The sequence below is a fragment of the Thalassomonas actiniarum genome (assembly GCF_000948975.2).
GTDB classification, from domain to species: domain Bacteria; phylum Pseudomonadota; class Gammaproteobacteria; order Enterobacterales; family Alteromonadaceae; genus Thalassomonas; species Thalassomonas actiniarum.
Map to the genome: position 1 here is coordinate 3,456,815 of NZ_CP059735.1, position 16,304 is coordinate 3,473,118.

A 16,304-nucleotide genomic window follows, 5' to 3' on the forward strand; every position below is an offset into this window, starting at 1 on the left:
TATGACCATCAAAACAGACGAATTACGCACGACACTGATTGAAAATTTAGTGTCTCCTGCCGAACTTGCCCGGCAGATCCCCCTAAGCCCACAAGACGCCGATTTTATCCTGAGCAGCAGAAAGGAAATTGAAGCCATTATCAACGGCGAAGATGACCGCCTGCTGGTCATTATCGGCCCCTGTTCGATTCATGACCCCGTGGCCGCGATAGAGTACGCACAAAAACTGAAAGTTCTGCATGATAAATACCGGGATAACCTGCTGATCGTAATGCGGGTTTACTTTGAAAAACCCCGCACCACAGTCGGCTGGAAAGGCCTTATCAGCGATCCCGACCTGGATAAGTCTTTCAAAGTCGCCAAAGGCTTAAACCTTGCCCGCAACCTTTTAGTCGCCATCAACCAGATGGGCTTGCCCGCAGGCACCGAATTTTTAGATATGGTGACCGGTCAGTATATTTCCGATTTGATCGCCTGGGGCGCTATCGGCGCCAGAACCACAGAAAGCCAGGTACACAGAGAACTGGCCTCTGCCCTGTCTTGCCCGGTAGGTTTTAAAAACGGCACCGACGGCAATGTCAAAATCGCCGTAGATGCCATCAAGGCCTCCAGCGTACCGCATGTGCTATATTCTCCCGATAAAAGCGGGCAGATGTGTATCTACCAAACCCACGGCAATCCCCATGCCCATGTGATTTTACGCGGCGGTAAAGCACCTAACTACCATGAAGCAGACATCAATGCCGCCTGCGATACCTTAGACGGCGCCGGTTTGCCGCAAAGGATCATGGTCGATTGCAGCCACGGCAACAGCAATAAAGATCATAACCGCCAGATCCATGTCGCCCAGTCACTGGCTGAGCAGGTAAAACAGGGAAATAACACGATTTTCGGTGTCATGGTGGAAAGCTTTATCGTGGAAGGCAAACAGTCGGTAGTTATCAACCAGCCGTTAACCTATGGCCAAAGCATTACCGATGCCTGTATTGATTTAAACACCAGCGAAGAACTGCTGAATATACTGGCAGAAGCGGTCGAGCATCGAAAAAGCTAACACCGCAATATCATACTCATTCTGGGCATAGCTGCTCCCTGACATCCGTGTCATCGCAGCATTGCTTACAGAGACGTAAGTACTTAACTTACGTCAGGAACGGGTAAGTTGACCGTTCCTCCTGAACATCGCTGCTTCCTGACATCCATGTCATCGCAGCATACCGTTCCTTCTGAACATAAAAAACCGCGATAACAGCTAATGTTACCGCGGTTTTATTTGTCTGATATTCAGAATATTATCGTTTTAGTCCATGCGCATCAGCAGGCCATCGCTGGCATCTTCCACCAGATCTAACACAAACTGAAAACCTCTGGCGCCGCCATAATAGGGATCCGGTACTTCTGATTCTTTATAATTTTCCGCGTAATCTAAAAACAACTGGATTTTATGATGCAAATGCCTGGGCGCCATTCGCTGCAGCGCGGCTACATTTTGCTTATCCATCGCCAGCACCAGGTCAAAAATCTCAAAATCCTGCTCAGTGACTTTACGGGCACGCATTTTATCAAAAGAATAACCGCGTAATTTACCGGCTTTTTGCGCCCGCTGATCGGGTTTTTCCCTGGCATGCGCGCCAACGGTTCCGGCTGAATCAACGGTTAAATCTTTACCTAAGGTTTTGATTTTATGTTTGAATACCGCTTCGGCACTGGGAGAGCGACAGATATTGCCCATGCAAATAAATAAAATGCTGTTTATTTCGTTATAGTTCATACATTTAACTCCATATTTACTTGTTACTTCCATGCAATCCCCGCATGTGCACCCCAATACAGTCAATAGCTTATAAAAAGCGCCCAGGGGATTAATCACGACTATTCTGATACTTTTTCCCTTCTAGGTAAAGTATAACTTGTTATCTGTCAAATAAAGTACAAAGGAAGAGTCAAATAAGAAGTAAAAGCTAACGAGCGATAGCAGCACTTTCCGATTTAAGCAAAGGGGTCAAAATACAACAAAACTGGACAGCAAAAATAAAACAGAGCTAGAGGGAAACAGGCTAACATAAATTCGTTTGTGGATGTTCTAGGCTGTTCGACGGCTAGTTAAGGGATAAAACCGGATGAGTTTTAACTATAGTCATGGTACACCCACCCGGCTTATTTTGTGTAAAACTTATTCCACTTACAGTTTACACTTAAGTATTCTCCAGCCCTCATGCAGCCGGTTAATTTTCTCCCGATAGCCTATGACCTGGTATTTAAGCCAAAAGTTGACATGCCTTATACCTTCACTGGTATCTGGCGTGATGCACTCAGGCTCTCGGGCAACTGCAGCAAAAGCATCGAAGAGGAAGGCGCATTCCTGACTGAATTGACAAAAATCCTCGCAAAGATCGAGCAGCTCTCGCGACCACTGCTCAATGGTGACCTCCTGATCAAGAGAAGCATCCTGCTTAACAGAATTTGAGGTGGAATGTGATTCAGACATAATACCGCCCTCCCATCAGTATTAACCGCACACAAACATTGGCCCATTCGCTATTCCAGCTATTGGTTACCTTCGCGGTATGCGTTGCTGGCGAGTATTGGGGGTTTGGTATATTTTCTGTTAAAGAAACTTTAACCGAGTGAAACTCTGGCATATCATTAGGGTTAGCCATGATGGATACCTCTGTAGTGTAGTATCTATTGTGGTTAGCTGCCGCTGAGTGTTCGAGCACTCAGGGGTAGCGCTTAATTGTTATCCGGCACTTTGCCGGTTAAGCAATTGCTCTTTATTGACTATTTACCGGTAAAAAAATACCTCCGCTGCTTGGTGATAAATCGTTGTTTAACCCTTTAAGGTATAGTACAAAACACTATATAAATCCACAGTATTCGAGGTGTTTTTGGCGGGAGCATTGCCGGGGTAACTGACTATATCCCTCTTTAAAAATCAGCTTTAAAAACAATAAGTAAGTTCTGCAACTTGTTATATACAGGTAAAGTGAGAGCAGGTTGAGGCTTAGCTTTAAACTTTCCTTTATTGCTGCCACGCACCACATGATGGTAATAATACCAATTGCATTAAGTAGATGAGCAAAATTCGGTGAGAATAAATTTTCAAGAACAAGGCGTTTGATTGAGCAATAGCAAGCTATTGTGATTGAAAACAACGCAGGACTTGGAGATTTAGACCATCCGAAGATGGTTAGATATTTAATAAAATTGGTATAATATGCCCGGCTAGTACTGTGAGTTTAAATGGTCAACGCTTTGCTGACATTGACCATAAAAATTTCGCGATATATTTTCTCATAAATTGTATAGCTTATTTATGAACTCATATCGAAGTTCAGGGATATTGCTGTTGTCTGTGCTATCACATGGCTCTTTGGAATAGCAAGCATGGACACCCAAACCTTGGTAAATGTGAAAAGCTGAACTACCTTTGTGCCGCGGTTATTTTTACTGACAGTGGTGTTTCACTATAACTCAAGCACGACGTTCTCAAATTTCCCTTTCCGATACCTGTTATTACCATTTGTTTCCCGCTGTATTCGCCGCGCTTTCCTGTGCAGTGACGATGAATACACCAACAAGAATTATGAGCACAGGCGACAGTGGATGGTTGACCGTATCCATTTTCTTACCTCCATGTTTGCGATTGAAGTGGCCGCTTATGCGGTGATGTCAAATCACTATCACTTAGTGGTATATGTTAATGAACAGGAAGCCAATAGCTGGGATCATGAAAAAGTTTGTCGGCGCTGGTTACAACTCTATGCCAATAAACCTTTAGTCGAACGTTGGTTATCCGGAGAAGCCAAAACAAGTACTAAAAAGGCTACTTGCATTGAAAATTATCGAAGAATGGCGAGGCAGGCTTAGTGATATTTCCTGGTTGATGCGCAGTCTAAATGAATATATTGCCCGTAAAGCGAATAAAGAAGATAACTGCCAGGGGCGCTTTTGGGAAGGGCGATTTAAATCTCAAACCTTACTGGATGAAAAAGCGCTGCTCGCTTGTATGGCTTATGTCGATTTAAACCCTATTCGCGCTAAAATGGCCAGTACTGTGCAAGAGTCTGAATATACCTCGGCCTATGAGCGGGCGCATGATAAAGCCAGTAAAAAAGATAACCCTTCATTGCTTCCATTTAAGGTTAAATCCTTGCTCGGTTTTATTGGCAATGAGCATCAAGACCAACCTTACGGTATAGCTTTTTCACTTATTAATTACTTTGAGCTAGTGGAAGCTACCGGTAAAGCCATTAGAGAAGATAAGCGGGGTTATATTGATGAAAAGGCTTATCCGCTATTAAAGCAACTAGGGTTTTCTGGCGATGACTGGATGGGCTTAGCGCAACACTTTGGCAAAAAGTATCACCGGGCAGTGGGCTCTTTAGCAGAACTATCCCTTTATGCCCAGCATATGGGGAAGAAATGGATTGCTGGACAACGAGAGCAGGAAGCTATCTTTCACTAAACTTCAAGCTCTAACTATAACGATGCCCGCTAATTGATAGTGACAGTCTATCTTGTTCTAAATTCTTCTATTATCGCCTTTTTGAAAGAAATATATCCGTTCATAAAATAGATGAAATTCCCTTGTTCCCTTTGCTGGTATTCATAATATTATCATCGTTGTAATTCAGTTTTTGGCTGTCAATCTTTGCTGATCGAATTGGATCAAGGCGCTAAGGAAATAGAAAAAAAGTCCTTTGGCCAATTAGCTAGATGCTGTTCAGCGGATGTTTACAGTGAAAACAGCTCTGGTAAAAGTTCTATAGTGAAAGCTATTGCTATTTCTGGCTGGACATATGCGTACAAGAAAGACATAAAATCTGATAGACCTATCCGGGACTCAGAAGTAAGAGAAGTCCAAGCTTGCTGTGATTAAAGGAAAGCATTTTATTGTTAGTGCTTCCCTTTTATAGGGGCCGTTAATTACCGGAACAATTATCAGAGGTGAGTAATGTGCCATGAGCCACGTATAGAGGTGCAGTAGTTTGCGGCTTGTGTTGCATCATTATAATTATCATAGTCTTGAATAAAAATAATGCCTCCCTTCTGATTGAAGCAAGCTACTATCCACCTTTCTGCTGCTGTTGTCGCTGCTGTCGCTTGGACAGGTAAGGCAGTCATACTAATACTTGCCCCTAAAGCTAGTGTTGCTAAGGTCGAAATTATGCTGATTTTCATATTTTTATTTCCCTAATTATTAATTACACAAGTATCCGCTTGTTACCTAATATCAACATATAATTAACAACCATAGGTGTCAAGTATAATTTATGAACAAAGTAACGAGATTTCTGGGTGATTCAGGGGCATAAGCCAGACAGCCAAAAACTAAACATAAACAGAATTGGACCCATATTGTTATAGCCTTTAATTTGTGGATGCCCCATATTGTTTTTTGTGGATGATCCAGACTATTCGACGGCTAGTTAAGGAATAAAACCAGATGAGTTTTAACGTAGCTCAGCCATGCTCATGATAGACCCACCCGGCTTATTTTGTGTAAAGCTTATTCCACCTTACTGTTTACGTTTAAGTATTTTCCAGCCATCATGCAGCCGGTTTATTTTCTCTCGATAGCCTATGGCCTGGTATTTAAGCCAAAAATTTACATGCCTGATACCTTCACTGGTATCTGGAGTGATGCACTCAGGCTCTTGTGCTACCGCAGCGAATGCATCAAAGAGAAAGGCACATTCCTGGCTGAATTGACCAAAATCATCACAAAGATCAAGAAAATCACGCGACCACTGCTCCATGGTGACTTCCTGCTCAAGGGAAGCATCCTGTGAAGCATCTTTTGAAGTGGAAGGTGAGGTAGAGTGTGATTCAGACATGATACCGGCCCCTCATAAATGTTAACTGCACACAGGTATTGTCACCGTTACTGGTATTGGTGACATTAGCGGCATGAGTTGTTGGCAGGTATTGGGGGTTTGGTATATTTTCTGTTAAAGAAACTTTAACCGAGTGAAACTCTGGCATATCATTAGGGTTAGCCATGATGGATACCTCTGTAGTGTAGTATCTATTGTGGTTAGCTGCCGCTGAGTGCTCCAACACTCAGGGGTAGCGCTTAATTGTTACCCGGCACTTTGCCGGTTAAACAATTGCTCTTTACTAACTCTGTACAGGTAAGTAAGACACCTCCTCTGGTTGTTGATAAATCGTTGTTTAACCTTTTAAGGTATAGTACAAAACGCTATATAAATCCACAGTGTTCAGGGTGTTTTTGGCGGGAACATTGCCGGAGTAACTGACTATATCCCTCTTTAAAAATCACCTTTAAAAACAATAAGTAAGTTCTGCAACTTGTTATATACAGGTAAAGTGAGAGCAGGTTGAGGCTTAGCTTTAAACTTTCCTTTATTGCTGCCACGCACCACATGATGGTAATAATACCAATTGTATTAAGTAGATGAGCAAAATTCGGTGAGAATAAATTTTCAAGAACAAGGCGTTTGATTGAGCAATAGCAAGCTATTGTGATTGAAAACAACGCAGGACTTGGAGATTTAGACCATCCGAAGATGGTTAGATATTTAATAAAATTGGTATAATATGCCCGGCTAGTACTGTGAGTTCAAATGGTCAACGCTTTGCTGACATTGACCATAAAAATTTCGCGATATATTTTCTCATAAATTGTATAGCTTATTTATGAACTCATATCGAAGTTCAGGGGTATTGCTGTTGTCTGTGCTATCACATGGCTCTTTGAATACTCTTTAAAAAAATGTTTTTTGAGTGCCTTTTCAAATTTAAATACTGATCTTGTGTATTACTTAGAAAAACCATATAACTATTTTTTTGCCCCGGCATCACAGCAATGAAAGCACTGAATCCAAAGATACCGCCTGCGTGCGAATAAACATTCATTCCCCCTACTTGCCATTCTTCCCAGTCAAAACCAAAGCTTTTTTCAAAAATAACGTTACGCTGCCTCTGAGATATCAAAGATTCATTCAATAATGAGTCAATCCACCTTTTCAGATCTGGCAAATTACTTGAATATGCACCAGCCGCATAAGGAATTGCCATTTCCATATGGCTTGCACGCTTAAGTGTATCGCCGCTGTAAATGTACCCGATAGAATGACTATTTTCCTGAGTATTGAGGGTACTTAAGTTAAGGAAGTTTACACTTGTATTGACCATGCCAAGGGGGGTGAATATGTGCGTTTGGATGTTTTCCCAATATGTTCTACCTGTGGCTTTTTCGATAATTGCCCCAAGTAAAATGTAGTTAGAATTTGAGTAGGCTTCACCCACTCCCGGCTGGAAAGCTAAGTCTTGCGCTTTAATTAAGTTTAGAAGCTCGTCCACTGTATAATGTTTTTTTATGTCAACCAGTGCTAGCAACTCCGGTATGCCGGAACGATGCTTAATCAAGTGTTCAATCGTTATTCTCCCGTCGATATTTAAATGAGGCAGGTACTTTGTTACCGGGTCTGAAAGGCTTTTTATTCTGCCGTCGTCAATAAGTTTGATAACGAGCAAGACGGTAAAATCTTTCGTTAATGAACCGATGCGAAATTGATCACTTGTTTTAAATTTGCGTTTTTTTTCTACATTGGCATAACCATAACCACCTTCATGCAAAACCTTACCATCTCGAACGGCTATAAAGACTCCTGAGTAGTCTTCCGATATGAGATAATCGTCAATCTCTTTTTTTGAAGTTAACATCTCTGCATTGAGCGAAAGTGAAATAAAAAAAAGAGTGATGATGCAGACAATGTAATTTACGCGAGTTTTATTCATGCTTTTCCTTTAGTTAGTGCCTTTATCAAGAATTGTGCTGTCGTGTTAATATAACAATCTCTATACAAAAACAGGAACTATTTCTGGGTATGTCCACTATTAGCCGTTGACGCGGAAGAAAGTTTGTTAGTTAAACGACTGTTTATGGAAACCACGTAACCAGGCGTGGACAGCCAAACTTTGGTATATGTGAAAAACTGAACTAACTTTGTACCACGGTTATTTTTACTGCCAATGGCGTTCACTATCACTCAAGCACGACGTTCTCAAAATTCCTTTTCAAAAGATCAACACGTCCTAATTGATAGCGCTGTTTAATTCGTTTTTACAATACAGCTGCATTCAAATGAAACAGTATGTTAACTTTATTTTTGGATACAATCTAAAATAACCGTTTAGTTCAATAGCTTGCAGTGAAAAAAATCACTTCTCTTATGTTTTTTTCTTTACCTTTATGTAAAACTATTGTTAAATACATCCGTATCTATGCTGATGCCTAGATCAAAATGACCTGCAGTCCGGCGATAATGAAATCTCCGTAAATTTAAAAGGAATTGTTATGAAATTTAAAACCATAGTAGCGGCACTGGGCTGCTCATTATTTATCAATAGCGCTGCCAACGCACTACCGGCAACAGAGTTTTCCGAGCCGATAATGTTAAACCCGCAAATGGCCATTGTTGGTAATTCCAGCGGTTTTACCGAATTTATCGAGTTAAATGCCACCACCTACCTGACATCGCTTTCAGTCCCTCAATATGAAACGGTGATCCAACCGCTTGAAGAACCCGCATCATTGTCGGCTTTAATAAATGCCTATGGCCGCGAAAATGTCACTATCACTATTGCCAGTCCTGCAGCCAATGGGCAGGTCAGCATTATCGGCAATACTGATTTTCAGTTTTTCTCTGAGGTTGCCGGCGATGACAAGGTGATCCTCAGCTACACTGCCTTTGGTTCATTACTGGCCAATATCATTATCGATATTTCAGTGGCAAACGGTGAAGCACCTAAACCTAACCAGCTACCTGTAGTTAAAGATATTGCCTACGAATCCCGTTACGGCCAAGCCATCACTTTTGATCCCAGCAGCAACGATTATGATCCCGACGGCGATAGCATGTCTGTAGTGCTGGAGCCATCACAAAATAATATCGATCACGGTGTTTTAAGCCAAAATGGCAATTCGCTCACTTTTGCCCCTTACAATGACGGTTTTTCCGGCATCCAGATCATATACTACCGAGTACATGACAGCCGCGGCGGTATTTCCAAGGAATGGCGCAGGGCGATCATTTATGTGCGCCAGCCAAATGGCGTCTCCCTGCCCATTATCAATACCGACAGCGCCATGCTGGCCAAAGGGGAAACTGTTACCATAGACGCCCTGGCTAACGATATAGGGGTTGAGGGCTATACCCTTAATGTGGCCATGTGGAGCCAGGAGAAAGTCTTTGAAGTGGTGAATAATAAAATCAAATACACCGCCAGCACAGATTTTAGCGGTATCGTCTATTTGTATTACACCCTTACCGACAGTAGCGGAAATACCTTAAAATGGTCAAATGGCAATGTCAGATATGGTGAAGTCTATATCGCCATACATGATTAACCGTTTATAAGCCCTGTTATTGATGGTAAGTCACATCAATAACAGGGTGTATCGCAATTATCTCGTGATACTGACCTCACCTGGATTGAACTTTTCTGGCTCCAACAGCTTCTCCTTTACCCTCAGCTAACGATAAATCCCTGGCCAGAAAGGCCTGGCCACCGCTTTACGGGAATTTTCCAACTTTGCGCTTGTTGGCCAATATGCCAGCGCCGAACAAACACTGTCCGACGTGTCTGACAATGCTGTCGCAAAACAAGATAGAAGCCATGTTTTTGGATATCGAAATGCCGCGTCATTTCAGCTATGATTTAATCCGCTTATGCCCCCTGCCCCTATGGGTGTTTGTTATCGCTTATCATCAATAGGCCATTGCCACTTTTGAATGCCCGGTCTCGATTATGGGTTAAAACCGATGGACCATATCAAAGCCACCTAAAACAACAAAAATAAGGCATTAGCATTGAGCAGCCATTAAGCAGCATGACTAATTCAAAACAAAAACTAGTGAACCAAAGCATTGAAATTTGCGTAAAGGCCGATACAGGTTATTTTCAGGTAAAAGTGGCAGATATACTCTATTTTGAGGCCACTGGCGATCATCTTTACCTGCATTCTGAGGCCGTTCAACTAATCACCCGGGATACCTTAAAAATACCAGGCATAACTTGCTGAACATAGATTTTATCAAATTCATAAGTCCTTTCTGGCAATAGCGGCCATTAAACAACAATGAAAAAACTTTCATATAGAATTAATAAATTTGTCAGCCACAGGTCTTTGAAACCTCTTAATTTGTCGTCTAATCTTAAATGGCTGACTAAGTCTCAAGTTTCCAAAGGAATGGCAAGATGAACAATCCAATAAGCAAACTCGATGAAATAGACAAGCTGTTAAAAACCTGGCAAGCAAGTGCCTATCCCTCTTTTCAAGTCTACGAAATCATTAAAGAGCTCGTTAATGAACTTAAAGCCGATGATTTTGCCCAGGACTCCTATGTCACCGAAAAACTTTCCACCTTAAGCTGGCATATAGACTCTATTGTCGGGGAAGGTAACGGCAATGGCCATGACGGTGAAAGACATTATTTATGGGCCCAGGGAGACTTGAACAAACTCAAGGTCATGGCCGGGCATCCGGATTTTCAAGAGGCTTGATTGCCCGATAACAACAATCAGCAACAGAAACATCCAGGGGGATAGAAAGTACTTCCCCCTTTGCTTTTTCTAAAAGAAAGCCATTACTCAATATATAGGCCGTCATTAGTCAAAATTATTTGTTGCTCAGATTCAAGCTTGCGGGCAAGGTCAATAATGGCTTTACGCGCTTTTTCAATCTCCGACAGCGCTTTAGGCGGTGCATTGTCCAGCGCTTCTTTTAGCATGGCCGCAGCATTGGCCGACATATTGGTAAAAAACTTTTGCTGGCACGCCCCCGTAATCCCGCGCAAGGCCAAATTTAAGCTTTCTCGTGGTATCTTGGCAATTAAGGTTTGCATACTGCGATCGTCAACACCGGCCAAATCATCAAAAACAAACAGCTGCGATTGAATTTTTTCTGCCAGCGGCAAATCCTGCACCTGCAAGGCAGTCATCATCTCCTTACCCTGCTTTTGCGGAAAACAGTTAAAAATCGCCGCGGCAATTTGAATCCCGTCAATGGCAACCATAGCAGCGCTTATCCTTATGTGGCCTTTAAGCTGTTTGTTAAAAGGCATAATAAAAATACTCCTGAACATTATGAACTTAGATTTAAACCCGGCTGTTAGGTTCCAAAGCACTTGTGCAATCAGAGGTACGGCTTTATTAACAATTTTTCAGATATTTTTTTTACTTTTTTTGATTAATTGAACTACCTTTATTTACAAAAGTCATTGGCTCATGCCGTTTCAATTTTGCATTATTTTCTTTGATTGACCAATCGCTTGCCCTCAGTGATCCCAGCTGTTAACTGACCGCAGTCATGTGCCGGCTTTTATTTAATAACAATACTAACGAAGACGTCTTGTAGGGATACCTTTGGCAATGATCGACAAGTGCATGGATGTTCTAAAAAACCAGATCCATCAGTATTTAAAATCACTCCCCGATCTTAATGTGACCAGCAATGAAACCGTTGCCGTCAGCCCTTTGGTAAAAGAAGATGGCGCCGTGGTGATCCCCAAAGACCAACTCGGGCTTTCCTTGATCAACATCGAAGAAGAAAAAATCAACAAGGCGCAAAACGCGGTGAAAAAATCCGCAGACGGTCAGGTAATGTACCGCAACCCGGAAATCAAAATAAACCTCTATATCCTGATAGCATCAAACTTCAACGACTATGAAACCGGGCTGAAATTCCTCTCGGCGGCGATGAGCTTCTTCCAGGCAAAAAGCGTGTTTATCAGCAGCAATACCCCGGATCTCGACCCCAAACTGGAAAAACTCATTGTAGAACTGCATACCATGGGGCTGGAGCAGCAAAACCACCTCTGGGGTTACCTCGGGGCCAAATACCTGCCCTCCATCTGCTATAAGGTACGCATGTTGATCATCCAGGAAGAACTCGTCAGCAGCGAACAGGCGGGTGTCAGCAAGTTTGCACTTGAAGGGAGCGGGATGTAATGGAGTCGGGTTACCGCACACTCTTTGCCGTCGAATTCTTCCATGAATTCTATAAACAGACAGACAACAGCTACAGCCACAGGGATGAAGATTTCGATGTTATCCCGACCTCTGACTGTAAAATAGCGCTGAAAAATCAGGGCTTGTTATTTCGCCAGGTGCCCGGCGGCTTTATCGTGTTATATAAATCAGACCCCGACAATGCAGCAAAGCCCTTGATCCCGCTATCCGATCTCGTCAGGTTGCGTTTTATGCTGATGGCAAAAACCCCCAACCTGGTGTATTACTCAGATCTGCCGCTCACCGGCGAGCGCTCGGCAGTCTTTTATCTGCATAACCGGCAAAGCAATATCCAGGATGTCGACGGCACTGACGAATTGCTACTGGTACAAGACAGCACCAGCCCTTACTTATCGGCCCTGGACAAAACCCGTTTAAGAGCGGCCCAATTTAGCTATCCATTTTCAAAAGAAAGCGACAGCGCCCAGCTGCTCATCAAAGATCGCCAGCTAATGCCGGTTTTTAATCAAAGCCTGGATAAACTTGACCCCGAAGTAAATGCCGGGTTACGTAAATTCAGCGCACAAATTGATTTATCACTGCAGCCACAAGGGTTATACACCCTGGCAATAGACGGGGAAATACAGGAGAGCTTTTATCTGGACTCCGAGCTTTCAAATAAGCAACCTTTTGGTTTAATTGATATTTTCCATAACGAGGAAGTACCTGCTGAATACCAGTTCGTCGACGGCTTGGGCCAGGTAACGGCAAAAACCTATCGCGTCAGGCTCAATAACCGCGCCACCATCTGGCGCTATTTTATAGGCCTGAAATACCGGGACAATGTCCCGCCGGAGAATCTGGATGTAGTCTCCAACATATTTACCGCCAACTTTACCCGCAAAACCAGCATAACGTTAGCGGACAAAACCCAGGTGATCCCCTTCGATTCGGGAACCACCAAAATTCCGTTAAAAAAGGCGCCGCTAAAAGGCTTCACTTTAAAACGGGATATCACCACCGGACCGGGCCACAGTGTTTATGAAGAAACGCCTTTGCCCAACCCGGACATTACTAACATAGCAACAGAAACCGGCAGTGAACCCATCTACTCCCAGGTGTATTTCTATATTTAAAAAAGGACAGGACGACAACCATGGCAAGCTACAAAACCCCAGATGTTTACGTTGAAGAAATATCAATTTTTCCGCCCTCGGTTGCGCAAGTTGAAACGGCAATCCCGGCGTTTATCGGTTATACCCAAAAGGCAAAAAGAAATACCGAGCGGGACTTACTGCTAAAACCGACCGAAGTCACCTCGTTGCCGGAATACAACCTGCTGTTTGGCGAAGCGCCGCCGATCAACGTAGACAACGTCAACCTTGACGAAAACTTCGCGGTCGCAGACAGCCAGATGACGTCAAAATTTTATATGTACGACGCCATCCGCCTGTTCTTTAAAAACGGCGGCGGCAAGTGTTATATTGTCTCGGTCGGGGTTTTTGAAGAAAATAGCGACGGCCCGGTAAGAACAGATTTTGACAGCGGCCTGGCGGCACTGAAAAAACAGGACGAACCTACCATGATCCTGTTCCCGGACGCGGTCAACCTCGATGCAGGCAACTTTTACGGCCTGCAAAAACAGGCGCTGGTGCAATGTAAAGATCTACAGGACAGGGTCTGTATTTTTGACTTGCAGGAAGAAATCGAGCCCGCCGATACCTACGACTGGAAAGGCCTGGTGTATGAAGCCTTTCGCAACAACATCGGCATGAACAACCTCAAATACGGCGCCGCCTATACTCCCTGGCTAAAAACCAATTTACCGATTTCGGTGCACTACCGGGATATCCGGGGCAAGGTAAAACGCGCCGGTATCGAACTTTCCATGAAAGGCCTGGTGCCGGATCCGCAAGTCGATGCCACGGTCGACAGTCTGGATCAGGCGGTTGATGATAAAGATACCGTCGATAGCGGCCTGGAAACCTTAAGGGGAGATCAGGCCACTATCAATAAGAAATTTACCAAGTTGCTGGATGAATTTAAAAAAAGCAGCACAGCAAATAACTATAAAGCCCTGTACAACTTTATCTATGATATCGCCCTGCAGGTAAATAACTGGTATGTCGGCGGCGCGGCGCTTAAAAATCCGTTGATGGTCACCCAAATCAGCAGCCTGGTCAAAGACTCCCTCAAAGGCAGCCTGACGAAATTGATCTCTTATGATATTGCCGCCGATGCCGCATTAACTTCCAGCTACAAGCTCCATGACGTAGCCAAGTATACCGACTTTATGGACACCGACGATTGGGGCAAAATCTTTAAAACCACGCCACCTGCCGCAGCAGATGCCGCCAAGCTCTTCGGTGACGGTAACAATACCGCTAAGCAATTAAACAGCTTAAGCAAGATCATCGAAGTCTTTGCCGAAGTCATAGTGCCGATCACCGAAATCCTTAGCGCGGCGAAAAAACATGAAACCACCCAGGAAGACACCCTGTACGACTCCCACCCCATTTACAAAAACATTGTCCGCGCTATCGGCGCCTCGTTAACCACTATCCCGCCAAGCGGCGCCATGGCGGGTATTTATGCCATGGTGGACTCCACCCGCGGCGTCTGGAAAGCCCCCGCCAATGTCAGTGTTAACGGCGTGGTCGGCTTAAACCGGCAAATCGATTTCTTCGACCAGGAAACCCTAAATGTCGATGTCAACAGCGGCAAGTCCATCAACTGTATCCGCGCCTTTACCGGCCGCGGCATGATGGTATGGGGCGCAAGAACCCTGGCGGGCAACGACAACGAATGGCGTTATATTTCCGTGCGGCGCTTTTTCAACATGGTGGAAGAGTCGGTGAAAAAGTCCACCTACTGGGCGGTGTTTGAGCCAAACGATGCCAATACCTGGATCAAGGTCAAAGCCATGATCGAGAATTTTCTCACCCTGCAATGGCGTGATGGCGCGCTGCAGGGGGCAACCACCAAGCAGGCGTTTTTCGTCAATGTCGGTTTAGGCACCACCATGACCGCCATGGATATCCTCGAAGGCCGCATGATAGTGGAAATCGGCATGGCGGTGGTGCGTCCGGCTGAATTTATTATTTTACGCTTCTCCCACAAGATGCCTGAGGCCTGATTCTCAATGAGCAGTGCTTAGGGAAAGAACAGTGATGCAATTAAACATAAACGTTAACAGCAATTTTAATTAAGGTGGATTAACCCATGGCCGACTATCCATTAGCCGCATTTCACTACCAGGTAGAATGGGGTGGTGAAAAAATGTCCTTCTCGGAAGTTTCGGGACTGAACATAGAAATACAAATGATCGAATACCGTGCAGGCGACGAACCCCAAAGCGAAGCCAGGAAAAGACCGGGGATCTCCAAGTACGGCAATATCACCATGAAAAAAGGCATTTTGGCTGCCGACAACAAGTTCTTCGATTGGCTTGATGCCACCCCGGCCAATAAGCTCGCAGACCGCAAGGACATCATTATTTCGTTGTTAAACGAAGCCCATGAGCCGGTCATGGTGTGGAAAGCCATCAATGCCTTCCCGGTGAAAGTGGAAGGCCCTGGCCTTAAATCCACCGGCAATGAAGTGGCGATTGAGTCCATCGAAGTGGCCATCGAAAAACTGACCATAGAGAACGGATAATTATATGGCCGCCTATTATCCGCCCGCCGGGTTTAACTTTCGCGTTGAATTTGAGTTTTTAGCCGGTGAAACCCAGGACATACATTTTCAGGAAGTGTCCGGCCTGGCGGCGGAAATAACCACGGAAGAGCTGGTGGAGGGAGGAGAAAACCGCTTTAACCACCGCCTGCCTACCCGGGCCAAATACGCCAATTTGATTTTAAAACGCGGGCTGTTAACCGACTCGAAATTAATCGACTGGATCACCCATGCGGTGGAAAACCTGGAGGCGAACCCCGGGGTTGCCGGACAGGAGCCGACCTCGGTCTATGTCACCCTGCTTAATGAAGAGCAAAAGCCGGTGGCAGATACCTACAGTTTTGTTCGCGCCTGGCCGGTGAAATGGTCGGTCTCGGACTTTAAGGCCATGGATAACTCCCTGGTGATAGAAACACTGGAGCTGAGTTACCAGTACTTTGAAAAAACTAAGTTGAGTTGAGGTGGGTTAAATGCCGGTAGAAATAAGGGAGTTAGTGATCAAGGCCTATATCGAAGGTACAGGAGAAGAAGGAACACAGAGCAGCAGCGCCATGGACAAGGAAGAAATTATCAGCGACTGCATGGAGCAAATCAGCGAGCTGCTTAAAGAAAAACTGGAAAGATAAATTATAAAAATCTCGGGAATA

Annotated in this window: 18 protein-coding genes; 11 read left to right on the forward strand and 7 right to left on the reverse strand. The window is 44.2% G+C overall.

Translation table 11 applies throughout. The features are described from left to right. Position 1 precedes the first annotated feature (1 nt). The gene (locus tag SG35_RS15155; RefSeq protein ID WP_044834641.1) at positions 2-1,054 is read left to right on the forward strand and encodes a 3-deoxy-7-phosphoheptulonate synthase; all 1,053 of its coding nucleotides are present in this window, start codon (positions 2-4) and stop codon (positions 1,052-1,054) included. Positions 1,055-1,300: 246 nt separating this feature from the next. Here the strand turns inward: SG35_RS15155 and SG35_RS15160 are convergent, their stop codons facing one another. Both SG35_RS15160 and SG35_RS15165 read right to left on the reverse strand, forming a co-directional pair. Further along, entirely contained in the window at positions 1,301-1,771 is a 471-nt protein-coding gene (locus SG35_RS15160; protein WP_044834642.1) for a low molecular weight protein-tyrosine-phosphatase, read from the reverse strand. Positions 1,772-2,182: 411 nt separating this feature from the next. Continuing rightward, positions 2,183-2,488, reverse strand: coding sequence for a hypothetical protein (locus tag SG35_RS15165; RefSeq protein ID WP_152646733.1), 306 nt, complete (start codon positions 2,486-2,488; stop codon positions 2,183-2,185). Positions 2,489-3,606: 1,118 nt separating this feature from the next. Between SG35_RS15165 and SG35_RS15170 the strand changes: the two genes are divergently transcribed. Both SG35_RS15170 and SG35_RS15175 read left to right on the forward strand, forming a co-directional pair. Then, complete coding sequence (locus SG35_RS15170; RefSeq protein WP_236702688.1) at positions 3,607-3,870, forward strand: hypothetical protein; 264 nt, start codon at positions 3,607-3,609, stop codon at positions 3,868-3,870. Continuing rightward, positions 3,836-4,468 carry a hypothetical protein gene (locus tag SG35_RS15175; RefSeq protein WP_236702687.1) on the forward strand — a complete coding sequence of 211 codons (633 nt, stop codon included), beginning with the start codon at positions 3,836-3,838 and terminating at the stop codon, positions 4,466-4,468. The genes SG35_RS15170 and SG35_RS15175 overlap by 35 nt, the downstream gene beginning before the upstream one ends. Before the next feature lie 476 nt (positions 4,469-4,944). On the opposite strand, the gene SG35_RS15180 is transcribed toward SG35_RS15175, so the two are convergent. From SG35_RS15180 to SG35_RS15195, 4 genes are all read right to left on the reverse strand, one after another. Next, complete coding sequence (locus SG35_RS15180; RefSeq protein WP_044835332.1) at positions 4,945-5,184, reverse strand: hypothetical protein; 240 nt, start codon at positions 5,182-5,184, stop codon at positions 4,945-4,947. A 338-nt stretch (positions 5,185-5,522) separates the two neighbouring features. Continuing rightward, positions 5,523-5,840 carry a hypothetical protein gene (locus SG35_RS15185; protein ID WP_152646789.1) on the reverse strand — a complete coding sequence of 106 codons (318 nt, stop codon included), beginning with the start codon at positions 5,838-5,840 and terminating at the stop codon, positions 5,523-5,525. Continuing rightward, on the reverse strand, positions 5,833-6,006 hold the full coding sequence (locus SG35_RS15190) for a hypothetical protein (RefSeq protein WP_160298381.1): 174 nt from the start codon (positions 6,004-6,006) through the stop codon (positions 5,833-5,835). Before SG35_RS15190 ends, SG35_RS15185 begins: the two co-directional genes overlap by 8 nt. Before the next feature lie 702 nt (positions 6,007-6,708). After that, positions 6,709-7,767: a serine hydrolase domain-containing protein gene (locus SG35_RS15195; protein ID WP_274055064.1), complete on the reverse strand. Its 1,059-nt coding sequence runs from the start codon at positions 7,765-7,767 to the stop codon at positions 6,709-6,711. Between the two features lie 559 nt (positions 7,768-8,326). Between SG35_RS15195 and SG35_RS15200 the strand changes: the two genes are divergently transcribed. Both SG35_RS15200 and SG35_RS15205 read left to right on the forward strand, forming a co-directional pair. Next, positions 8,327-9,379: an Ig-like domain-containing protein gene (locus SG35_RS15200; RefSeq protein WP_044834919.1), complete on the forward strand. Its 1,053-nt coding sequence runs from the start codon at positions 8,327-8,329 to the stop codon at positions 9,377-9,379. A gap of 851 nt (positions 9,380-10,230) precedes the next feature. Beyond that, entirely contained in the window at positions 10,231-10,536 is a 306-nt protein-coding gene (locus SG35_RS15205) for a hypothetical protein (RefSeq protein ID WP_044834917.1), read from the forward strand. Between the two features lie 83 nt (positions 10,537-10,619). On the opposite strand, the gene SG35_RS15210 is transcribed toward SG35_RS15205, so the two are convergent. Beyond that, the gene (locus SG35_RS15210) at positions 10,620-11,096 is read right to left on the reverse strand and encodes a FliG C-terminal domain-containing protein (RefSeq protein WP_053043309.1); all 477 of its coding nucleotides are present in this window, start codon (positions 11,094-11,096) and stop codon (positions 10,620-10,622) included. Positions 11,097-11,403: 307 nt separating this feature from the next. On the opposite strand from SG35_RS15210, the gene SG35_RS15215 reads away from it, so the two are divergent. From SG35_RS15215 to SG35_RS15240, 6 genes are all read left to right on the forward strand, one after another. Continuing rightward, positions 11,404-11,982 carry a Pvc16 family protein gene (locus tag SG35_RS15215; RefSeq protein ID WP_044834916.1) on the forward strand — a complete coding sequence of 193 codons (579 nt, stop codon included), beginning with the start codon at positions 11,404-11,406 and terminating at the stop codon, positions 11,980-11,982. Next, positions 11,982-13,118 carry a hypothetical protein gene (locus SG35_RS15220; RefSeq protein ID WP_044834915.1) on the forward strand — a complete coding sequence of 379 codons (1,137 nt, stop codon included), beginning with the start codon at positions 11,982-11,984 and terminating at the stop codon, positions 13,116-13,118. The genes SG35_RS15215 and SG35_RS15220 overlap by 1 nt, the downstream gene beginning before the upstream one ends. 20 nt (positions 13,119-13,138) lie before the next feature. Beyond that, a complete protein-coding gene (locus tag SG35_RS15225; protein ID WP_044834914.1) occupies positions 13,139-15,118 on the forward strand; it encodes a phage tail sheath family protein in 1,980 nt (659 codons plus the stop codon). A gap of 86 nt (positions 15,119-15,204) precedes the next feature. Further along, a complete protein-coding gene (locus tag SG35_RS15230; RefSeq protein ID WP_044834913.1) occupies positions 15,205-15,639 on the forward strand; it encodes a phage tail protein in 435 nt (144 codons plus the stop codon). A gap of 4 nt (positions 15,640-15,643) precedes the next feature. After that, the gene (locus SG35_RS15235; RefSeq protein ID WP_044834912.1) at positions 15,644-16,117 is read left to right on the forward strand and encodes a phage tail protein; all 474 of its coding nucleotides are present in this window, start codon (positions 15,644-15,646) and stop codon (positions 16,115-16,117) included. Positions 16,118-16,127: 10 nt separating this feature from the next. After that, positions 16,128-16,283 carry a DUF5908 family protein gene (locus SG35_RS15240; protein WP_169749415.1) on the forward strand — a complete coding sequence of 52 codons (156 nt, stop codon included), beginning with the start codon at positions 16,128-16,130 and terminating at the stop codon, positions 16,281-16,283. Positions 16,284-16,304: the final 21 nt, after the last annotated feature.